Annotated in this window: 22 protein-coding genes; 17 read left to right on the top strand and 5 right to left on the bottom strand. The window is 36.1% G+C overall.

The window, feature by feature from the left end:
* Positions 1–27: 27 nt before the first annotated feature.
* Complete coding sequence (locus tag Q0X89_RS15395; RefSeq protein ID WP_297695764.1) at positions 28–801, top strand: head GIN domain-containing protein; 774 nt, start codon at positions 28–30, stop codon at positions 799–801.
* A gap of 5 nt (positions 802–806) precedes the next feature.
* On the opposite strand, the gene gldA is transcribed toward Q0X89_RS15395, so the two are convergent.
* Positions 807–1,703, bottom strand: coding sequence for a gliding motility-associated ABC transporter ATP-binding subunit GldA (gldA, locus tag Q0X89_RS15400; RefSeq protein WP_297695766.1), 897 nt, complete (start codon positions 1,701–1,703; stop codon positions 807–809).
* Positions 1,704–2,101: 398 nt separating this feature from the next.
* On the opposite strand from gldA, the gene Q0X89_RS15405 reads away from it, so the two are divergent.
* From Q0X89_RS15405 to Q0X89_RS15425, 5 genes are all read left to right on the top strand, one after another.
* Positions 2,102–2,929: a prephenate dehydratase gene (locus tag Q0X89_RS15405; protein ID WP_297695768.1), complete on the top strand. Its 828-nt coding sequence runs from the start codon at positions 2,102–2,104 to the stop codon at positions 2,927–2,929.
* The gene (locus Q0X89_RS15410; protein ID WP_297695770.1) at positions 2,926–4,071 is read left to right on the top strand and encodes an aminotransferase class I/II-fold pyridoxal phosphate-dependent enzyme; all 1,146 of its coding nucleotides are present in this window, start codon (positions 2,926–2,928) and stop codon (positions 4,069–4,071) included. Before Q0X89_RS15405 ends, Q0X89_RS15410 begins: the two co-directional genes overlap by 4 nt.
* 9 nt (positions 4,072–4,080) lie before the next feature.
* Positions 4,081–4,947 carry a prephenate dehydrogenase gene (locus Q0X89_RS15415; protein ID WP_297695772.1) on the top strand — a complete coding sequence of 289 codons (867 nt, stop codon included), beginning with the start codon at positions 4,081–4,083 and terminating at the stop codon, positions 4,945–4,947.
* A 2-nt stretch (positions 4,948–4,949) separates the two neighbouring features.
* Complete coding sequence (locus Q0X89_RS15420; RefSeq protein WP_297695774.1) at positions 4,950–6,047, top strand: bifunctional 3-deoxy-7-phosphoheptulonate synthase/chorismate mutase type II; 1,098 nt, start codon at positions 4,950–4,952, stop codon at positions 6,045–6,047.
* A 100-nt stretch (positions 6,048–6,147) separates the two neighbouring features.
* Positions 6,148–6,825: a head GIN domain-containing protein gene (locus tag Q0X89_RS15425; RefSeq protein WP_297695776.1), complete on the top strand. Its 678-nt coding sequence runs from the start codon at positions 6,148–6,150 to the stop codon at positions 6,823–6,825.
* A gap of 62 nt (positions 6,826–6,887) precedes the next feature.
* Here the strand turns inward: Q0X89_RS15425 and Q0X89_RS15430 are convergent, their stop codons facing one another.
* Entirely contained in the window at positions 6,888–7,325 is a 438-nt protein-coding gene (locus tag Q0X89_RS15430; RefSeq protein ID WP_297695778.1) for a hypothetical protein, read from the bottom strand.
* Between the two features lie 100 nt (positions 7,326–7,425).
* Between Q0X89_RS15430 and rsgA the strand changes: the two genes are divergently transcribed.
* The 10 genes from rsgA (at position 7,426) to Q0X89_RS15480 (ending at position 16,387) form a co-directional block, all read left to right on the top strand.
* Positions 7,426–8,376, top strand: coding sequence for a ribosome small subunit-dependent GTPase A (rsgA, locus tag Q0X89_RS15435; protein ID WP_297695780.1), 951 nt, complete (start codon positions 7,426–7,428; stop codon positions 8,374–8,376).
* A complete protein-coding gene (gene dtd, locus Q0X89_RS15440) occupies positions 8,373–8,828 on the top strand; it encodes a D-aminoacyl-tRNA deacylase (protein ID WP_297695782.1) in 456 nt (151 codons plus the stop codon). The genes rsgA and dtd overlap by 4 nt, the downstream gene beginning before the upstream one ends.
* Positions 8,825–9,151, top strand: a complete 327-nt coding sequence (locus Q0X89_RS15445; protein WP_297695784.1) for a nucleotide pyrophosphohydrolase — start codon at positions 8,825–8,827, stop codon at positions 9,149–9,151. The genes dtd and Q0X89_RS15445 overlap by 4 nt, the downstream gene beginning before the upstream one ends.
* A gap of 36 nt (positions 9,152–9,187) precedes the next feature.
* A complete protein-coding gene (locus Q0X89_RS15450; protein ID WP_297695786.1) occupies positions 9,188–10,417 on the top strand; it encodes a 3-phosphoshikimate 1-carboxyvinyltransferase in 1,230 nt (409 codons plus the stop codon).
* 86 nt (positions 10,418–10,503) lie between these two features.
* A complete protein-coding gene (queA, locus tag Q0X89_RS15455; protein ID WP_297695788.1) occupies positions 10,504–11,553 on the top strand; it encodes a tRNA preQ1(34) S-adenosylmethionine ribosyltransferase-isomerase QueA in 1,050 nt (349 codons plus the stop codon).
* Between the two features lie 75 nt (positions 11,554–11,628).
* Positions 11,629–12,672, top strand: a complete 1,044-nt coding sequence (gene rlmN, locus Q0X89_RS15460) for a 23S rRNA (adenine(2503)-C(2))-methyltransferase RlmN (RefSeq protein WP_297695791.1) — start codon at positions 11,629–11,631, stop codon at positions 12,670–12,672.
* A 159-nt stretch (positions 12,673–12,831) separates the two neighbouring features.
* Positions 12,832–13,809 (top strand): polyprenyl synthetase family protein, encoded by a 978-nt coding sequence (locus Q0X89_RS15465; RefSeq protein ID WP_297695793.1) that lies wholly within the window; start codon positions 12,832–12,834, stop codon positions 13,807–13,809.
* A gap of 115 nt (positions 13,810–13,924) precedes the next feature.
* Positions 13,925–14,488 (top strand): RNA polymerase sigma factor, encoded by a 564-nt coding sequence (locus Q0X89_RS15470; RefSeq protein WP_297695795.1) that lies wholly within the window; start codon positions 13,925–13,927, stop codon positions 14,486–14,488.
* Entirely contained in the window at positions 14,475–15,215 is a 741-nt protein-coding gene (locus tag Q0X89_RS15475; RefSeq protein ID WP_297695798.1) for a hypothetical protein, read from the top strand. Before Q0X89_RS15470 ends, Q0X89_RS15475 begins: the two co-directional genes overlap by 14 nt.
* Positions 15,216–15,304: 89 nt before the next feature.
* The gene (locus tag Q0X89_RS15480; RefSeq protein WP_297695800.1) at positions 15,305–16,387 is read left to right on the top strand and encodes a hypothetical protein; all 1,083 of its coding nucleotides are present in this window, start codon (positions 15,305–15,307) and stop codon (positions 16,385–16,387) included.
* A 90-nt stretch (positions 16,388–16,477) separates the two neighbouring features.
* Here the strand turns inward: Q0X89_RS15480 and Q0X89_RS15485 are convergent, their stop codons facing one another.
* Entirely contained in the window at positions 16,478–16,720 is a 243-nt protein-coding gene (locus Q0X89_RS15485; protein ID WP_297695802.1) for a zinc-ribbon domain-containing protein, read from the bottom strand.
* A gap of 118 nt (positions 16,721–16,838) precedes the next feature.
* On the opposite strand from Q0X89_RS15485, the gene dnaG reads away from it, so the two are divergent.
* Positions 16,839–18,818, top strand: a complete 1,980-nt coding sequence (gene dnaG, locus Q0X89_RS15490) for a DNA primase (RefSeq protein WP_297695804.1) — start codon at positions 16,839–16,841, stop codon at positions 18,816–18,818.
* 95 nt (positions 18,819–18,913) lie between these two features.
* On the opposite strand, the gene Q0X89_RS15495 is transcribed toward dnaG, so the two are convergent.
* Together Q0X89_RS15495 and nadE are read right to left on the bottom strand one after the other, a co-directional pair.
* Positions 18,914–19,543, bottom strand: a complete 630-nt coding sequence (locus tag Q0X89_RS15495) for a response regulator transcription factor (RefSeq protein ID WP_297695806.1) — start codon at positions 19,541–19,543, stop codon at positions 18,914–18,916.
* Positions 19,544–19,709: 166 nt separating this feature from the next.
* On the bottom strand, positions 19,710–20,498 hold the full coding sequence (gene nadE / locus Q0X89_RS15500; protein ID WP_297695809.1) for an NAD(+) synthase: 789 nt from the start codon (positions 20,496–20,498) through the stop codon (positions 19,710–19,712).
* Between the last annotated feature and the right edge of the window lie 8 nt (positions 20,499–20,506).

The raw sequence follows: 20,506 nt of genomic DNA on the forward strand, positions 1-20,506 counted from the left end.
GTTGCGGACTATAAATTATTTGAAGCTATGAAGCATTTGAACATCAATTATAAAGTAGTATTAGTTTCTATCGGCCTCATTCTTTTGATGGCTTGCAATGGGGATAGCGTACCCGATTGTTTTCAAAATACAGGTAATATCATTCGGGATGTAATCCCGGTGGAGAATTTTACGAAAATAACTGTTAATGAAAATACTAAACTGGTCCTGAAAGAAGGGAGTACAATATTGGTAGAAGTTGAAACCGGAAAATTTTTGCGCAATGAGGTAAATGCTGAAGTTAAGGATGGCAGACTATTGCTGACAAACACCAATAATTGTAATTTATTCAGGCCATACGGTATTACAACATTTTATGTTACGGCACCGAATATTACAGAAATCAGAAGTAATACTGGCTTTTCCACTATAAGTGACGGTGTGTTGACCTATCCTGAGATTACGCTTATTTCTGAGAGCTTTAATGACCCGGAAAACCTTACTACAGATGGTGAGTTTGATCTTCAGCTGGCATCACAGGATGTAAAAATTGTTGTCAACGGAATCGCGTATTTTAAGTTAAATGGCAGTTCAGAAAACTTCAGTGTAATTGTTGCAGCAGGAGATTCCAGAGTTGAGGCTGCTTCATTATCCGCCCAAAATGTAAGCCTTAATCACAGGGGCAGCAATGATGTTTTAATCAATCCTCTGGAGTCTTTAAGAGGTACAATCAGAGGAACCGGGGATGTACAGAGCTATAATCGTCCTGATATAGTAGAAGTTGAGGAACTTTATAAAGGAAAATTAATTTTTAACGATTAGCTTATTTAGCTGCTGGTTAATTCTGTAAACAAGACTTCCAGATTTTTATTCTTTCGGCTAAGTTGCAGCGTTTTGAGCTTATTGTCATGAGCGAAATCAAAAACAGCCGGCCGCATATCTTTAGATGTACCAAAAGTAATTTCGTATACGAATCCTCCGGTGTTGACCACCTTGGTAACATTAGGTAGTCTTTGCAGGAATGCCTCTTCCACGCGATAATCAAATTCAACTTCTATTATCTGCTCATTCTCTTCCCTTAGATCGGAAAGTTTTTTATCTGCAACTAAGGTTCCTTTATTTATAATTAGTACCCTATCACAGACAGCTTCAACTTCTTTCATTATATGGGTTGACAGCAGGATAGTCTTTTTTTTGCTGATATGCTTAATAAGTTTTCTTATTTCAATAAGTTGATTAGGATCTAAACCCGTAGTGGGTTCATCTAAAATAAGTACTTCGGGATCATGCAAAAGAGCAGCCGCCAGACCTACTCGTTGTTGATATCCTTTTGATAGAGCACCAATTTTTTTATGTGCTTCCGAACTTAATCCCGTTTGTTCTATTACCGTGCTAATCCTGTTTTTAGATATTTTATAGACCTCAGCATTAAAAGCAAGATATTCTTTTACATACATGTCTTTGTAGAGCGGATTATGTTCGGGTAAATATCCTATACTTTTTTGCACTTCTCTGGGCTTTGTGAGCACGTCAAATTCATTAACAGAAGCTTCTCCTTCATCTGCTTTGCTGTAGGTGGTCAGAATCTTCATCATGGTAGATTTACCTGCTCCGTTTGGTCCTAAGAAACCTACAATTTCTCCTCTCCTTATCTCAAAAGACACCTTATTAAGTGCTTTTTGAGAACCGAAACTCTTAGAAATATTCGTGACCTTTAAAGACATTTTTTAAAATTTAAGCAAAAGTAACAATTGCAAGTTTAAGGCAGAATTTCGGTTGCACAATTTTAGCTGATCAATTGAAATATTTACTAATGAACGGGACTTAGGATTTGGAATAATGATAAATTCTCAAAAAAAAATTACATTCCAAATATTATCCGCAAAGAAATCGGCTATACCATAAATATTCAAAAAAATATAGTATTAAACATCGATTTTTAAATTTAATATTTACCTTAGCCACATATTTGTAGAAAAATGACACGCAATTATTCTTGGAACGGAACTTATTTTTATTTCTTTTTTAAAAGAAGTACGGGACTGTTTTAGAATATTGTGAACAATATATCAAATAAGGTCCCGTGAAATACGGGATTTTTTTTTGAGGGTAATTTAACCATATGGGTTTCAAAATAGCAATACAGGGAATAAAAGGGTCTAATCATCATCAGGTAGCTCTGGATTATTTTGGTAATGATATAGATTTAGTGGAATGCTTGACATTTCATGCCCTTGTAGACAAGTTGCTCAACAATTCGGCAGATAAAGGCATAATGGCAATTGAAAATTCAATAGCCGGATCAATTATACCTAATTATGCCCTGGTATACCAGAATAATTTGCACATTATTGGTGAATATTACCTGAATATCCATCACAATTTAATGGTTTTGGATGGACAGCAACTGCAGGATATCAAAGAAGTGCGTTCGCATCCCATGGCGCTATTGCAATGCAGGGAGTATTTAAAATCTCAACCCCATATTAAAATGGTAGAAGATTTTGATACTGCAGAAACCGCAAAACAAATACAGGAAAACCATTTGAAAGGTATTGCAGCTATTGCCCCCGCGGTGGCAGCAGATCTTTACAATCTAAAAATCATAGAACCGGAAATTCAAACTATAAAGAATAATTCGACAAGATTTATAATTGTAAAAACCAAGAATAAAGAAATTCCAAAAGAAGAGATTAACAAAGCTTCCATTCGTTTTATTACAGATCATAAGAGAGGAAGTCTGGCCACTGTTCTCAATGTTATGAGTGATTGCAATTTGAATTTGACAAAAATACAGTCGTTACCGATTATTGAAACACCATGGAAATATGCATTTTTTGTGGATATAACTTTTGATGATTACAATCATTTTGCTAAAGCGAAATCATTATTGGCCATCATGTCCGAAGATTTCAAGGTTTTGGGTGAATATAAAAATGCTCGTATATGATACAAACTGCTGATCGTTTAAGGTCTATAGAGGAGTATTATTTCTCGAAAAAATTGCGAGAAGTCAGAGGGATGGCTGCTGCCGGAAAACCGATAATAAATATTGGTATAGGTAGTCCGGATCTTCCGCCATCTGATGCCGTAATTAATTCATTCCAACAATCCGTAAAACATGCCGGCGCCCATCAATACCAAAGCTACCAGGGACTTCCTGAGTTAAGGGAAACAATTGCGAAGTTTTACAAGGAAAAATTCGATGTGGATGCAGATCCCTCGAGTGAAATATTACCTCTTATGGGTTCTAAAGAAGGGATTATGCATATTAGCATGGCTTTTTTGAATGAAGGTGATGAGGTATTAATTCCCAATCCGGGTTACCCTACCTATACATCGGTTACAAAACTGGTAGGAGCCGTTCCAAAACAATATGATCTGGTTGCTGATAATGGCTGGTTTCCAGATTTGGAAAGCTTAAGGCGGCAAGATTTATCCGCTGTAAAACTAATGTGGGTTAGTTACCCGCACATGCCTACGGGGGCTACAGCTAATTCTTCTCAATTGCAGGCACTGGTTGCCTTTGCAAAAGAGAAAAATATCTTGCTAATTAACGACAACCCCTACAGCTTTGTTTTAAGTAATAATCCTTTGAGCATTTTGAGTATAAATGGAGCCAAGGATATTGCTTTAGAACTCAATTCTCTCAGCAAAACTTTCAATATGGCAGGGTGGAGAGTTGGAATGGTATTGGGGAGCGAGGAAAATTTAAATGCCATTTTAAAAGTTAAGAGTAATATGGATTCCGGAATGTTCTATGGAATTCAAAAAGGAGCGATAGAGGCATTAAAAAGCGGCAAGGGCTGGTTTGATCAATTAGATCGTACATATAAAGCCCGGAGAAAATTAATGTTTCAGTTGGCAGATAAATTGCAATGTACCTATGATCCAAGTGCTGTTGGAATGTTTGTTTGGGCTAAAATGCCAAAAGGATCAAAGTGTTCTGAAGAATTTATAGATAGAATATTACAAAACAAAAATATATTCATTGCACCTGGGACTATTTTTGGAAGCAATGGAGAGGGCTATATCAGATTTTCACTTTGTGTAACAGAGGAAAAGATAAAAGAGGCGATTGAAAGGTTTTAAGTTAATAAGATGAAGGCAATAATAGTTGGTGTCGGATTAATTGGGGGTTCTATGGCGAGGGACCTTAGATGCAAGTATCCGGAGGTATCAATCTATGGGGCAGATGCAACTGCAACCCATCTTGAAGAAGCTATTAGGCTTGGACTTATTGACGGCATTGCAGAGTCTAAGGATTTTTCTGAGGCTGATATTGTTGTAGTTAGTATCCCTGTGGATGCTATTGTATTGGAACTTCCTAAATTATTGGATGTCATTGGTGACGATACTTTGGTGATAGATGCAGGTTCGACAAAATCAGAAATTTGCAGTATAGTTGAAGACCATCCAAAAAGAAGAAATTTTCTGGCTTGTCATCCTATTGCGGGAACAGAGTTTTCCGGCCCTTCTGCCGCTGTATCAGAGCTCTTTGCAGGTAAGACAAACATAATTTGTGAAGTAGAGAAAACGGCATTCAAACTCCAGGAAAGAGCATTGAGTGTTTTTAGTAGTTTAGGAATGCGAATAAGATATATGAATCCTGAAGCACATGACCGGCATATTGCTTATGTCTCGCACTTATCACATATAAGTTCATTTATGCTCGGTAAAACTGTAATTGAGAAGGAGAAAAATGAGCGAGATATTTTTGATATGGCAGGTAGTGGTTTTGAAAGTACGGTAAGACTGGCAAAAAGCTCACCGGCGATGTGGACCCCTATTTTTGAACAAAATAAAGATAATGTAGTAGAGACTTTGGAGGAGTATATTCAAAATTTGGAAGCCTTTAAACAAAAACTAATCGATGATAATTTTGAAGGTATATACGAAGAAATGGACAGTACCAATAAGATAAAATCAATATTAAAAGGAATACCACAAAATAATAAAGACAGATAATAATGGAGAATACAAAGAAGTTAAGATCATGGCTAGATGATATGAAATTATCACATCCCCTGGTAATTGCCGGGCCATGCAGTGCAGAAACTGAGGATCAGGTATTGAGAATAGCTCATGAGCTTAAAGATACAGATGTAAACTACTATCGGGCTGGCATATGGAAACCGAGGACCAGGCCGGGTAACTTTGAAGGGGTTGGAGCGATAGGTCTTAATTGGTTACAAAAAGTAAAGGAAGAAACAGGACTTAAAACAGCTACTGAAGTGGCAAACAAAAACCATGTAGATCTTGCATTGGAACATGACGTGGATCTACTTTGGATAGGTGCACGATCTACTGTAAGCCCTTTTATAGTTCAGGAAATTGCTGATGCCTTGGAGGGAACAGATAAAATTGTCCTTGTTAAGAACCCTGTGAATCCTGACCTTTCTTTATGGCTGGGAGCAGTTGAGCGTTTATCAAAAGCCAATATTAAAAAGTTAGGAGTAATACATCGGGGTTTTTCTACTTACGAGAAAACCAAATATCGAAATATACCGGAATGGCAAATGGCTATTGAACTGCAAACTAAATTTCCGGATCTGCCTTTGATTAATGATCCTTCACATATTAGCGGGAACAGGGAAATGATTTTCGATATATCACAAACTGCACTCGATCTTAATTTTGATGGTTTAATGATTGAAACGCATCATGATCCTGATAGTGCCTGGAGCGATGCCGCACAACAAGTAACTCCAAAAAAATTAGTACAAATCATGGAAGACTTAAAGATTCGAAAAGAAACGGATGAGGAGGCTGAATACAACCAAAAAATCAGTAACCTCCGAGCCCAAATTGATATTATTGATAATCAGCTCATTGACACCCTGAGTAAACGCATGAAAGTTTCTGACGGGATTGGGGAATTAAAAAGACAGCGCAATGTGGCTGTTCTTCAAACCAACCGCTGGAATGCAATATTGGGCAAAATGATCCTTGAAGGAGAATCTAAAGGGTTGAGCGAAGAATTTGTTCTGCGCATGTTTAAGGCTATTCACCAGGAATCAATAAATCATCAGGAGAAAATAATTAATGCGGAGGCTTTAAAAAAATAAAGGTTATTCTCTTTAATAAACTTTATGAATAATACAGACTTAAAAGTGTAACAAAATGGGAAGGCATTAGTCTTTAAGAAAACTTGTAATACAAATAAATATGAAAACATTAATAATAACACTTTGCATGGTGATTGTTACACTAAATTCCTTTTCACAAAGTATGTTGGAAAAAGAGGTTGGTGACTTTCAGGAAATAAAAGTCTATGACTTAATAGAAGTGAACCTTATTAAGTCTGATATTAATAGGATAGTCATAAAAGGCCATAACGTTTATGATATAAAATTCGTAAATAAAAACGGTGTTTTAAAATTACGTATGGAACTGGATAAGAAATTTCAGGGTGAAGATACATTTGTTGAAGTTTATTATACAGATTTAAGGACCATTGACGGTAATGAAGGAGCTAAAATTGTTTGTAATGAACTTGTGGAAAAAGAGAATATAGCGATTAGGGCCCAGGAAGGAGCACAAATTAAAATTGGGATGGATGTGGAAAATGTGGAGATGAGGGCAGTCACAGGAGGTATAATTGAAGCATCCGGATTAGCAAAAAATCAAATTATAGTATTGAATACCGGGGGAGTATTTGAAGGTAGGAAATTGTTAACAGAGGTAGCTAGTGTAAAGATATCGGCCGGCGGAGAGGCAGAGCTTTATGCTACAGAAAAATTAGATATCAACGTTAAGGCGGGAGGTGATGTTTATGTTTATGGAAATCCAAAAGATGTAAACAAAACAACTTTAGCCGGTGGTAGAATAGTTTTTAAGAACTAATTTGTTCTGTAAATTTTAAAATTAAAAACCCGGCATTAGCCGGGTTTATCTCTTATAAGTAATTATTTTTTGAAGATATAGCGTGTAATAAAAATGCCATTGTTGTCACCCTTACCGGCACTTTCAACTGCACTAGTCACAAATGCCAGTGCCCATCCATCCTTAATCATTGTATCAATCATTGAAGTAATCATAGTATCATTTGCTGCTATATTCTGAAAACGTATACCTCCAATATTGTAAAAGTTAAGCAGTTTTGTTTCCTCATAATTCTTTACACGAATTTCACCACGATCAGATTTGTTTCTTGTATTGTCTTCATCCGTTTGGGTTGAAGTATATTCTTTATAGTCTTTTTCTTCCATCGTATTTACTATCCGCGACCTACCCACACCATTAGGTACAATAGATTCCACACTGGTAATTACCTTAAATTGTTGAGCGTTTACTTCCAAGGTTGTGGCTAGAATAATGAAGGCAATAAAAATGATTTTTTTCATACATTGTTGCTTAGATTACTAATTTTTAGGATTTTACTGACCAAATATACCGTTTCAAATTAAAGTATTATTGTTTCTTTGTATTGAAATACAAACAATAATGCTAGGAATTGTTTATAAATCTACCGGCAGTTGGTATACCGTAAAAACTGAAGGGGGAGATACTTATGAATGCCGGATAAAGGGTAAATTCCGAATTAAAGGAATTAAAAGCACCAATCCTATTGCTGTAGGGGATATTGTGGTATTTGAAGTAGAGAAGATTGGCGATGAGACTATAGGTGTTATTACCCAAATTGAAGATCGCAAAAATTATATAATTAGAAAGTCAGTTAAACTTTCTAAACAAACACATATAATAGCCGCTAATATTGATCAGGTTTTTTTATTGATTACCTTGAAGAATCCAAGGACTTATACAATTTTTATTGATCGTTTTCTGGCAACTTCTGAAGCTTATGATATTAAAACAGTACTTCTTTTCAACAAAGTAGATATGTATAATGAAGATGAGTTAGCCGAAGTGAAGTATTTGGCTGCCTTGTACAGTAAAATCGGTTATACATGTATTGAAATTTCAGCAAAAACAGGCAAGAATGTGGATAAGGTTAAAGATTTGATGAAATCTCATACGAGCATGTTTGCCGGGCATTCAGGTGTGGGAAAATCTACACTCATTAATTTCATAGCACCAGAGTTTAATTTGAAGACTACGGAAATTTCTGATCAACACCTGCAGGGACAACATACCACAACTTTTGCAGAGATGTATGACCTGAATTTTGGAGCCAGGATTATTGACACACCCGGGATTAAGGGATTTGGAATTGTTGACATGGACAAGTATGAAATCGGCGATTATTTTCCCGAATTTTTTAGATTGAAGAGTGACTGTAAATTTAACAATTGCCTCCATTTAGATGAACCTAAATGTGCCGTCAAAGCGGCATTGGAAAAAGATGAGGTTTCATGGAGCCGCTATCGTAGTTATGTACAGATTGTAACAGGGGTTGAAGACACCTATAGAATGGATAATTACGAAGAATTATGAGGGCGGTAATTCAGAGAGTATCGGCTGCCAGTGTAGTTGTAAATGATCAGACAATCTCCAAAATTGCATTTGGATTAATGGTGTTGCTGGGCATTGAGGAATCCGATTCCATGGATGATATTAAATGGCTCTCAAAGAAAATAGTGAACCTAAGAATTTTTAATGATCCAAATGGAGTTATGAACCTATCTTTATCGGAGATTAAGGGTGATGCAATTGTAGTAAGTCAGTTTACACTACACGCGGCAACTAAGAAAGGGAACAGGCCTTCCTATATTAAAGCGGCAAAACCAGATGTTGCTATCCCTCTTTATGAAGCTTTTGTTCGTCAGATGGAAATAGATTTGGGGAAAAAGATAGGCACTGGTATTTTTGGTGCCGATATGAAAGTAGCCTTGGTAAATGATGGTCCGGTTACCATAATAATTGACACAAAAAATAAAGACATATGAAAATTGAAGATGCACAATTAGCTGTTGACAATTGGATAAAAGATCATGGCGTCCGTTATTTTAATGAATTGACGAATATGGCCCAGCTCACTGAAGAAGTAGGTGAAGTGGCACGTATTATAGCAAGGAGGTATGGGGAACAAAGTGAAAAGGAAACAGATAAAGAGAAAGACCTCGGAGAAGAATTGGCCGATGTTCTTTTCGTTGTTTTATGCCTGGCAAACCAAACGGGTATTGATCTACAAAAAGCTTTTGACCGCAAATTGGATATCAAGGCAAAACGGGACCATGACAGGCATCAAAACAACAAAAAACTGAAATAATAGTATCTTTGCATTCTGTTTTAAAACAACACCAATTTGAAATTACATCTCTTAGGCCCGTCCAATAATCTCCTGAACTCTCATATTAAGATTACAGGTTCCAAGAGTGAATCCAACAGGCTTTTGTTGTTAAAAGCGCTTTATCCCGGAATTACAATTAAAAACCTATCTAATTCAGACGATGCTTCTGTAATGAACCAAGGAATTAGGTTAAAAGAAGGAGTGGTTGATATTCATCACGCAGGTACGGCAATGCGTTTTTTAACAGCCTTTTTTGCTTCTCGGGAAGGAGCGAATGTTACCCTTACAGGTTCAAAGCGAATGCAGGAAAGACCAATAAAGATATTGGTAGATGCATTGAAAATTTTGGGAGCAGACATTAATTATTTGGGTAATGAGGGCTTCCCCCCATTAAGAATCAAAGGGAGAAACCTCAATAAGTATAAAGTAAGTCTTCCTGCTGATGTTAGTAGTCAGTATATTTCTGCTTTACTATTAATTGCGCCAAGTTTAGAAAAGGGCCTTGAATTAGAACTAATTGGGAAAATCACCTCGGTTCCCTATATTAAAATGACTTTAGGACTTTTAGAAAAAATTGGAGTCAAGAGTTCTTTTGAAGCCAATAAGGTAGGCATACTTCCAAAAAAATCTGTAAGCGCGTTAACTTTGACTGTTGAATCTGATTGGAGTTCAGCCTCATATTTTTACAGTATTGCAGCTTTAAGTGAAATGGGCACTCAAATTAGTTTGTCGTCCTATAGGAAAGATAGTTTGCAGGGCGATAGTATTCTGAAGGAAATTTATAAACATTTTGGAGTTAGGACCGAATTTAAAGAAGATAGCATTATTCTTTTTAAGGACAGTCCACATCCATTAAATACTGTTCAATGCGACCTTGCAAATGCCCCTGATTTAGCCCAGACGCTAACAGTTACCTGTTTTGGATTAGGAATTGGATGTCACTTAATCGGTTTGCACACCTTAAAAATTAAGGAGACAGACAGGCTGGTTGCATTAAAAAATGAACTTTCTAAACTCGGAGCTAAGATTGCAGTGACCAATAGCACATTAACTTTGGAATCTTCCAATAATATAAATTCCGGTACGGCAATCGATACTTACAACGATCACAGAATGGCTATGGCATTTGCTCCACTGGCTTTTAAAACAGAAATAATAATCAATGACGCCGAGGTGGTTTCCAAATCATATCCGGATTTTTGGAAAGACCTGGAGCAACTGGGATTCAGGATTAAAGGCCTATAAGAGTATTTATTAGCACTTTTACTTGACAAGGCCTACTTCAGGATTGTATATTTGCAGCCGCAAAATAGGCGAACTAAAATCTACATATGAAATTATCACACTTTAATTTTGAATTGCCAAAAGACCTGATGGCAGAGTACCCAGCAGAACACAGAGACGAATCCAAATTAATGGTGGTTCATAAAGATACTGGCAAAATTGAACATAAAATGTTCAAGGACCTTATTGATTATTTTGATGAAGGAGATGTAATGGTTCTTAATAATACAAAGGTATTTCCTGCCAGGTTATATGGTAATAAAGAGAAAACAGGAGCAAGGATAGAAGTATTTTTACTTCGTGAACTCAATGAAGAACAAAGGCTATGGGATGTTTTGGTCGATCCTGCAAGAAAGATAAGAATAGGGAATAAACTTTACTTTGGAGAAGATGAAAATTTGGTGGCTGAAGTTATTGACAATACAACTTCAAGGGGAAGAACACTTCGCTTTCTTTATGATGGGTCGTATACCGACTTTAGAAGAAAATTAAGAGAACTGGGAGAGACACCGCTTCCAAAGTATATTAAAAGAGAAGTGGAGCCGGAAGATGAGTCGCGCTATCAAACAATATATGCAAAACACGAAGGCGCTGTGGCTGCACCAACAGCCGGACTGCATTTTTCTAAACATTTATTAAAACGACTGGAAATAAAGGGAATTCAATTTGCCGAACTCACACTTCATGTAGGTTTGGGCACTTTTAACCCTGTAGAGGTAGAAGATCTTTCCAAGCATAAAATGGATAGTGAAGAATTGGTGATTGATGAGAAAGCCACAGAGATCGTTAATGAAGCAAAAATTAAGAAGAAAAGAGTATGTGCTGTTGGAACAACCGCTATGAGAGGTCTGGAAAGTGCTGTTTCATCTGAACATACATTGAATACGTATGATGGCTGGACAAATAAATTTGTGTTTCCACCTTATGACTTTAGCATTGCTAATGCCATGGTAACTAATTTCCATTTGCCCAAATCTACCTTACTAATGATGGTTTCTGCGTTTATGGGCCATGATCTAATGAAAAGGGCTTATAAAGAAGCAATACTTGAAGGGTATAGATTTTACTCATACGGTGATGCTATGCTCATCATATAAATAATGTATTATTTAAATAAAAAACCTGCCATTGCCTTTTTTTAAATAGGATTGGCAGGTTTTTTTAATTAAGCAATGGTTTTAAAGAAGAAAGATATTAGGGCCCTTACAAAAGAGCAACTGCGTGAGTTTTTCAAAAGCCATGGGGAACAGGCTTTCCGTGGTAACCAGGTTTATGAATGGCTGTGGCAGAAATCTGCTCATTCATTTGATGACATGACCAATATCTCCAAGGAAACACGTAAAAAACTGGAAGAACAATATGTGATTAATCATATAAAAGTAGATCAATTACAAAAAAGTTCTGATGGTACAATAAAGAATGCCGTTCGCTTGCATGATGGATTGGTGGTAGAGTCGGTACTCATCCCATCTAAAGAAAGAACCACCGCCTGTGTCTCCAGCCAGGTGGGCTGCAGTTTAGATTGTAAATTTTGCGCTACTGCAAGATTAAAAAAAATGCGCAATCTTAATCCGGACGAGATTTATGATCAGGTCGTTGCTATCAACAATGAAAGCGAGCTTTATTTTAACAGGCCTTTGAGTAATATTGTATTTATGGGTATGGGTGAACCACTCATGAATTATAATAATGTTTTAAAGGCAATAGAAAAGATAACTTCTCCGGAAGGCCTCGGGATGTCTCCTAAAAGAATTACAGTTTCTACTTCGGGAGTCCCAAAAATGATTAGGAAACTTGCCGATGAAGAGGTCAAATTTAAACTTGCAGTTTCTCTTCATTCTGCAATAGAGGAGGTGCGCACCTCCATTATGCCTTTCAATACTACTTTTAATTTAAAAGATTTGAGAGATTCTTTGATATATTGGTATTCAAAAACCAAAAGCAGGATTACGTACGAGTATGTTGTATGGGAAGGTATTAATGATAATGATAAGGATATTAAAGCGCTAATAGCGTTTTGCAAATTTGCACCTTCCAAGGTGAATCTGATAGAATATAATCCGATAGATGATTCCAGTTTTAAGCAGGCATCTAATGAAGCCATCAATAAATATGTTGAGGCTCTCGAAAAAAATAAAATAATAGTTACAGTTCGCAGATCAAGAGGTAAAGATATTGATGCAGCTTGTGGACAATTAGCGAACAAATCTCTATAGTTAGGATCCGAATTTCTTGTTGTTTTTAAAAGTTTTACAGCTATTGTAAGACTAAAGAATATAGAGGATCAGAATCAATTTCTTATTTCTTTATGCACACTTCGTTCCCCTAGTTATTTTGCCTAAATTTATCGTTCGTCATTGATAAAATGAATTCTTTTGAAAATTGTTGCTCAAATAACAGAACCTATTAACGAAGAAATGGAACTTTTTGAGAAAAAGTTCCGTGACTCCATGTCCACTAAAGTGGCTCTTCTTAATAGGATTACCTACTATATTGTAAACCGGAAAGGAAAGCAAATGCGACCAATGTTTGTTTTTCTTACCGCAAAACTAGTCAACAATGGTGAAGTTAATGAAAGGACATATCGTGGAGCATCTGTCATAGAATTAATACACACGGCTTCTTTGGTGCATGACGATGTAGTAGATGATAGTTACAAGCGCAGAGGTTTCTTCTCCATTAATGCATTGTGGAAAAATAAAATCGCGGTCTTAGTTGGAGACTATTTACTTTCAAAAGGAATGTTACTCTCTGTAGAGTATGAAGATTTTGATCTGCTTAAAATTATTTCGGTGGCTATAAGAGAAATCAGCGAGGGAGAATTACTTCAGATTGATAAAGCCAGAAGATTGGATATTACTGAAGACATCTATTATGAAATAATCAGGCAAAAAACGGCAACCCTTATAGCCGCATGTTGCAGTCTGGGAGCGTGTTCAGTAAAACCGGGTAGCGAAGATGTTGAAACCTTCCGAAAGTTTGGAGAGCTTTGCGGGATGGCATTTCAGATAAAAGATGACCTTTTTGATTATGGAGCGGAAAAAATTGGTAAACCTACTGGTATAGATATCAAGGAGCAAAAAATGACCCTGCCTTTAATTTATGCACTTAACAACAGTACTCCCAAAGAGAAAAAATGGCTTATTAATTCCGTAAAAAACTATAACAAGGACAAGTCGCGCGTAAAAGAAGTAATTGCATTGGTAAAAGCAAAGGGTGGACTTTTATATGCTGAAACTAAAATGAACGAATTTAAGGACAAGGCCTTGAAACTTTTAAATACCTACCCAGATTCTGAATATAAAGATGCGCTTCGCCTTATGGTAAATTATGTAGTGGAAAGAAAAATATAATTTCTAATCACCACATTTACAAATAGTTATAAATTATTTCTGTAAAACTTCGGATTTCGGGCAACGTTTTTGAATTCCAAAGCGTCTATATCAATAGAAGACTAAAATGAAACGCTTGAAAATTATTTCTTTTTATAATAATGAGAAAGTGCTGATTAGGAAGGCAATTTCAGGTCATCCAAATGCACAAAGGGCTATTTATGAGAAGTTTTCACCTAAGATGCTAGGCGTTTGCAGGCAGTACATTAGGGATCTTCAATATGCTGAAGATGTAATGATTAATGGATTTGTGAAAGTATTTAATAATCTAAGTTCATTTAAACACGAAGGAAGCTTTGAAGGGTGGATTAGACAAATTATGGTTAGAGAAGCGATCTCATATCTCCGAAAAAAACAATTTGTAGTTTTTGATGATGAGGTTTACGAGTACAATACTCCAAAACAGATTACTATCTCTTCTGCGATGGATATTGAATATATTCAGCAGTTAGTAGATGATTTGCCTGAAGGGTATAAAATGGTCTTCGTGCTTTATGCGCTAGAAGGATATAAACATTCAGAAATAGCAGAAATGTTGGATATTACAGAAGGGACATCAAAATCCCAACTCTTTAAGGCCAGGAGATTATTGCAGGAAAAGTTAAAAGAACAAAGGATACTCGGTTATGGAACCCACTAAATTAGAAGATCATATTAAGAAAACCTTGAAGGAACGTGAAATTAAACCTTCAAAAGGCGCCTGGTATAAAGTTAAAGGACAAATCAGTCAGGATTTCATGCCTAAGAGAAAAGGATACTACAGATATGGGATTGCAGCTGGTTTTACAGGAATATTGATACTATCTGTGCTTTACTTCACAACTAATGACGTGGATTTAGATCAAGAAATACAAGCCGTTACTCAACCTTCAACACCTTTTGTTGACATAGAAAAAGAAGAACTCTTAAAAGCTCCTCTTGCAGAGGAAAAAAGCTTAGTGAGCGGGGTTGATTTCTCTGAAGTGGCTGAAGAAAAGTCAATAAGAGGGGCTAAAAAAGAATCTAAATGGGGAATGGAGACATCTGAAGATGATCAATTGGCAACTACTAGTGGAAATAAAAACAAAGTACCGGAAGATCCAAATGAGCTATTTGATACAAAATTGGCTGAGGTACTTGCATCCGTTACTACACATGAAGAAAACAACGACGAGCTGACAGACTTAGAAGTAGATTCCCTGCTTAGGCAGGCGCAAAAAGAAATTTTGGCAGAAAAACTTATATATTCTGATAAATCAGTTAATCCGGACGAGCTTCTTTCGCAGGTGGAAGAGGAATTAGATCAGTCCTTCCGTGATAAGATTCTCGAGAAGCTTAAGTCTGGTTACAGCAAAGTGAGAACTGCAGTTGCAGATCGTAATAATTAATCTCTTAAACCAGTTTTTATAAAATCTCTTCTATTGATTTTGAGGAATCTGTAAGGAGTTTATTCATCAATCATCAAAAATAAATCAAAATGAAAACAATCAGTACCTATTTCGCATTCGTTTTAATCTGTATTATAACAAATTCTGTGGTGGCACAGGACGATTACAAAGACAGGATACAAGATCTAATAGAACAGAAAGAAAATATTACACAAGAGGAAAAAGAAGCTTTAAAAGATGAAGTAGAAGCTATTGACAAACGATTAGAGAGGGGAAATATTAATAATGAAGAAGCCGCTGAGCTTAAGGAAGATGCAGCCAGAAGACGTGCATTAAATATTGAAAACAGACTGGCTATTATTGATAATAAAATAGCCTTGCTTGAAAGAAATAAGGAAGATGTTTTAGGAGAGGAAGACAGTTCTATTAACAGGGAAGAGGAGGCTGGAGTATCAATAAATATTGATGATGACATTTCAATAAAAATAGATGATGAAGAGTGGGATATTTATTTTAACAAATCAAAATATGATCGTAGGACCTATTCGGACCTGGTTTTTACCTTTGGATTAAATAATGCTATTATAAAAGGTCAGTCTCTAAATGATACGCCTTATAAAGTATGGGGAAGCAGATTTTTTGAAATTGGCTGGACATGGAGAACAAGAGTGTTTAATAAGACTAATTTCATGAGATTTCATTATGGATTTTCCTTTCAATTCAATGGACTTAAATCACAGGATAACCTCTACTATGTGATAGATGACGAAGGAAAAACGGTACAAACTCCATTTGCATTCCCATTAAGAAAGTCTAAGTTAAGAATGGATAATCTGGTATTTCCAGTTCATTTTGAATTTGGACCTTTTAAAACTACCAGATCTGAGCATAGGATAAGGTATTCATTAAAAAATCAATTTAGAATTGGGCTGGGAGCTTATGGAGGATTTAATATGGGAACCAGGCAAAAGCTAAAATACAATCAGGATGGATCAAATAGGAAGACGACTATAAAAGGTGGTTTAAACAGTAGTCCTTTTATATATGGCCTTAGTGGTTATATGGGTGTGAATTGCTTCTCAGTCTATGTTAAGTACGATCTTAATCCTATTTTTAAGAGCCCTTCTGACGAACAGCGCAATATATCTTTTGGCCTTCGCTTTGCTATCTGAAGTATTTAAAACCTGAGATTCTGTTCTTTCTGGGTTTTGCCCTGGTTGAAGTTTATTTTTGAAAGCTGTTATTTGAGAATACTATACAAATTACATATCAAAGGCAGCTTTCATTTCTTTTGTAAATTCATCTTTATAATACCCCTTTTTACAATAATCACAATGTATTATCTGAGTTGTTGATACACGAAATATCGGAATCCAGAATAAATGAAAAAAATTAGGGGTACTTTCACCGAAAAGCGAATTGTTTTTATTGCAATTAGGACACTTTATCTGTTTTAAGTCTATGTTTCTTGTCTTTCCAGGCCTGATTCCAAAAAATAATATCATGATAAATTTTATTATTTTGCTAAGGTAAATTAATCTTTTTCAAACAGTTTGTATTCTAAAAATAGCGTATTTTAAAGCATTCAATTTTCTTATTTTTACAAGGTAAATAATTAACGTATTGATTTCAAAATTCACTATAGATCAGGTTTATGAAACAGCACGCCTCGAAGAGGTGATTGGGGATTTTGTGCAATTAAAAAAATCCGGCTCTAATTTCAAGGGTTTGAGTCCTTTTACTGATGAACGAACCCCAAGTTTTATGGTATCGCCCGTTAAACAGATCTGGAAGGATTTTAGCAGTGGGAAGGGTGGCAATGTAGTTGCTTTCCTGATGGAGCATGAACATTTTACATATCCCGAAGCTATTAAATATTTGGCAAGGAAATACAATATTGAAATTGAAGAAACAGAACGTACAGATGAGCAAAAGGCTCAGGCAGATGAACGTGAGAGCATGTATCTGGTTTCTGAATATGCAAAAAAGTATTTTGAGAACACGCTTTGGGAGAAGGAAATGGGAAAGGCTATTGGCCTGAGTTATTTTAGGGAAAGAGGTTTTACGGATGATATCATTAAAAGGTTTGGACTGGGATATAGCCTGGATCAATGGGATGCTTTTACTAATTCAGCTCTTGAAAAAGGTTATAAACTAGAATTTTTGCAGAAGACCGGGCTTACAATTGTTAAGGAAGATACCAATAATCCCGGAGTTTCCAGAAAATTTGATAGGTTTAAAGGCAGGGTAATGTTTCCTATTCATTCAATGAGTGGCCGTGTTTTGGGTTTTGGGGGCCGAATACTTTCCAGTGAAAAGAAAGCTGCGAAATACTTAAATTCTCCTGAAAGTGATATATATCATAAAAGCAAAGTACTATATGGTATCTATCATGCAAAACAAGCTATTGCCAAAGAAGATAATTGTTATTTGGTGGAAGGCTATACAGATGTTATCCAACTCTATCAAAGAGGAATACAAAATGTGGTTTCTTCCAGTGGTACCGCTCTTACGCCGGAGCAAATCCGATTAATAAATAGGCTAACTAAAAATATTACAGTTTTATTCGATGGTGATGCAGCAGGTTTGAGGGCATCCTTAAGGGGTATTGACCTTATTCTTGAACAGGGAATGAACGTAAAAGTTTGCACCTTTCCGGAAGGAGAAGACCCTGATAGTTTTGCCAAGAATAATGAATTGGAGGAAATCACACTTTACCTGAAAGAGAATGCCAAGGATTTTATACAATTTAAAACATCATTACTTGCCAAGGATGCGGCAAATGACCCAATAAAAAAGGCTGATACTATACGCGAAATAGTAAACAGCATCTCTAAAATTCCGGATAGGATAAAACGCGAGATTTATATTCAGGAGTGCTCACAAATAATGAATATCTCAGAAGATGTTTTGTTTAATACACTAGCACAAATAGGAAGAAAAGAGCGGACAGATGCGGCAACTATTGCCAGACAGGAACAAAAGGCATTTTCGGTTGTTAAGCATAGTCAAAAAGCCGAAAAATTAGACGTACAATATGAGCTGGAAAAGAAGATAATAGAAATGCTTTTGTTATACGGGAATGAGCTTCAGGAATTTGAAGACCTGATTTTAAAAGAAAATGAGGAAGGTGATCTTGTTCTGGAACCAGAAAATATGGAAGCAAAGGTATATGAAAAGGTATATTTGGACCTTCAGGAAGATGAAATAGAACTTACACATGACAAGTTCAGAAACATTTATTACAAATTAATAGAAGGTCTGAATGAGAAAGAGGACTTTTCCATAACTACTTTTATGACTGAACTAGATCAGGAAATGGTAGGACAAATTTCTTCTATGCTCATGGAAGAAGAAAAGTATGAGTTGCACCACTGGGAGAGAAAGGATATTTATCCAAAAGATAAAGAAAAAAGTATTTCCCAACTGGTAAGTGAAACAATTTTAACTCTAAGATGCTTTCTAATTAAAAAACGGATCACATCCCTACAGGAAAATACCGAAGATATTAGCGGTGATCATCAGGAAACATTAGAGGAGATAATGAATTATCTTCAATTGAATAAACTCTTAAATAAGAAGTTAAATAGGGTGCTTTCCTGAAACTCGGGAAAAACGGGCTGTATTTTAATTGTACTTAAGGAGCACAAAAAACCCCGACAAATTAGTCAGGGTTCTTAATGTTTCTCTTATTGAGCTTAATACAATTCTAGTGCCTTGGCTTGTTGAAGTAAATCCACAAGATTATCAACATTTAACTTTTTCATTAAACGGGCTTTATACGTACTAACTGTTTTTTCATTCAGATTCAATCCCAAAGCCACTTCTTTATTTCGCTTTCCACTCGCCAGCAGCTTTAAAACCTCAACTTCTCTGGTAGACAATTTTCTGAAAAATCTACGCGGCTTTTGAGTACCTTCATCGAAGGCCAGTCGCTGAGCTAATTCATTAGTAATAAACATATTGCCTTCACTTACTTTTTTGACGGCAGTAATTATGTAGTCCAAATCTGCAGTTTTTGAAAGATAGCCAAACGCTCCTGCCCTTATTGTACTAAGTGCATATACGTCCTCAGATTGACCACTATATATTAATACCTTTATGTCCGGGTATTCTTGTTTAAGTTTTCTCAAAGTGGCTATCCCGTTGATTTCCGGAATGTCCATTTCTAAAATAACAACGTCCGGATTCAAGGATTCTAATTTTGTAAAAAGTTCAGTAGTAGTGGCAACATCACCAATAATCTCAAAACCAGAAGCAGAATTTAGCACATTCTGAATTCCCATTCTGACTATAGGATGACTGTCTGCAATTAAAACTTTTATCATTTTGATTGGTTTTCTAGATTTTAACACTAATGCACGTCTAAAAATACTGACATGCAATGTAAGGTTAAATAATCTAATTTCTTAAACAAAAGTGTACTTTTTTTCCCAATAATTAAGAAAAATGGAACTATTATTCGTCTTAATTAACTGATTCTTAGTCAAGATGTTATTTTAGGTTGTCGGGAATTTCGCAAACTGGTATAGGGAGCATCTTATGCCGGTTCATGGTGTTATACCTTTTAAAGATGAGAAAGACCTCTTTTTCTCTCCCACTGAATTCATCTGCTTCCTTTCCCAGGTTGTCCATTTCCATAGCCCACTCTAATTCAGGATAAGAAGCCCCTATTTGATCCTCATCTGTTCGTGAGTCTCCCCACAAACCATCAGTTGGGGGAGCAATAATAATTTCTTCGTTAATCCCCATATACTCGGCAAGTTCATAGACCTCAGTCTTAAGAAGGTCGGCAATGGGACTTAGATCAACCCCACCATCACCATACTTGGTGTAGAAACCAATTCCAAAATCCTCTACCTTATTACCTGTTCCAGCAACCAGGTAATTCTTTAAAGCGGCAAAATAGTAGAGTGTTGTCATTCGAAGTCTCGCACGGGTATTGGCTAAGGACATAAATCTGTCTTCTTCATTATCAACTGCCGGCAATGATGCAAGCAGATTATCAAATACCGGAGTCAGATTCACAGGTTGTCTGGATACATTATCAAAATTCTCCTGTAACCAGGTAATATGATTAGATGCCCGAGTCACCTGATTTGTCCCTTGATGAATTGGCATTTCAATGCATAATAAGTTTAAACCGGTTTTTGCGCATAAGGTTGAAGTAACCGCAGAGTCTATTCCGCCGGACACACCTATAACAAAACCTTTAATTTTTGCCTCTGTGGCATATGTCTTTAACCAGGTTACAATATGATCTATTACCTTTTCTGTTTGCATAGGGTACT

Source organism: uncultured Eudoraea sp. (genome assembly GCF_947258525.1).
In the GTDB taxonomy this organism is placed as follows: domain Bacteria; phylum Bacteroidota; class Bacteroidia; order Flavobacteriales; family Flavobacteriaceae; genus Eudoraea.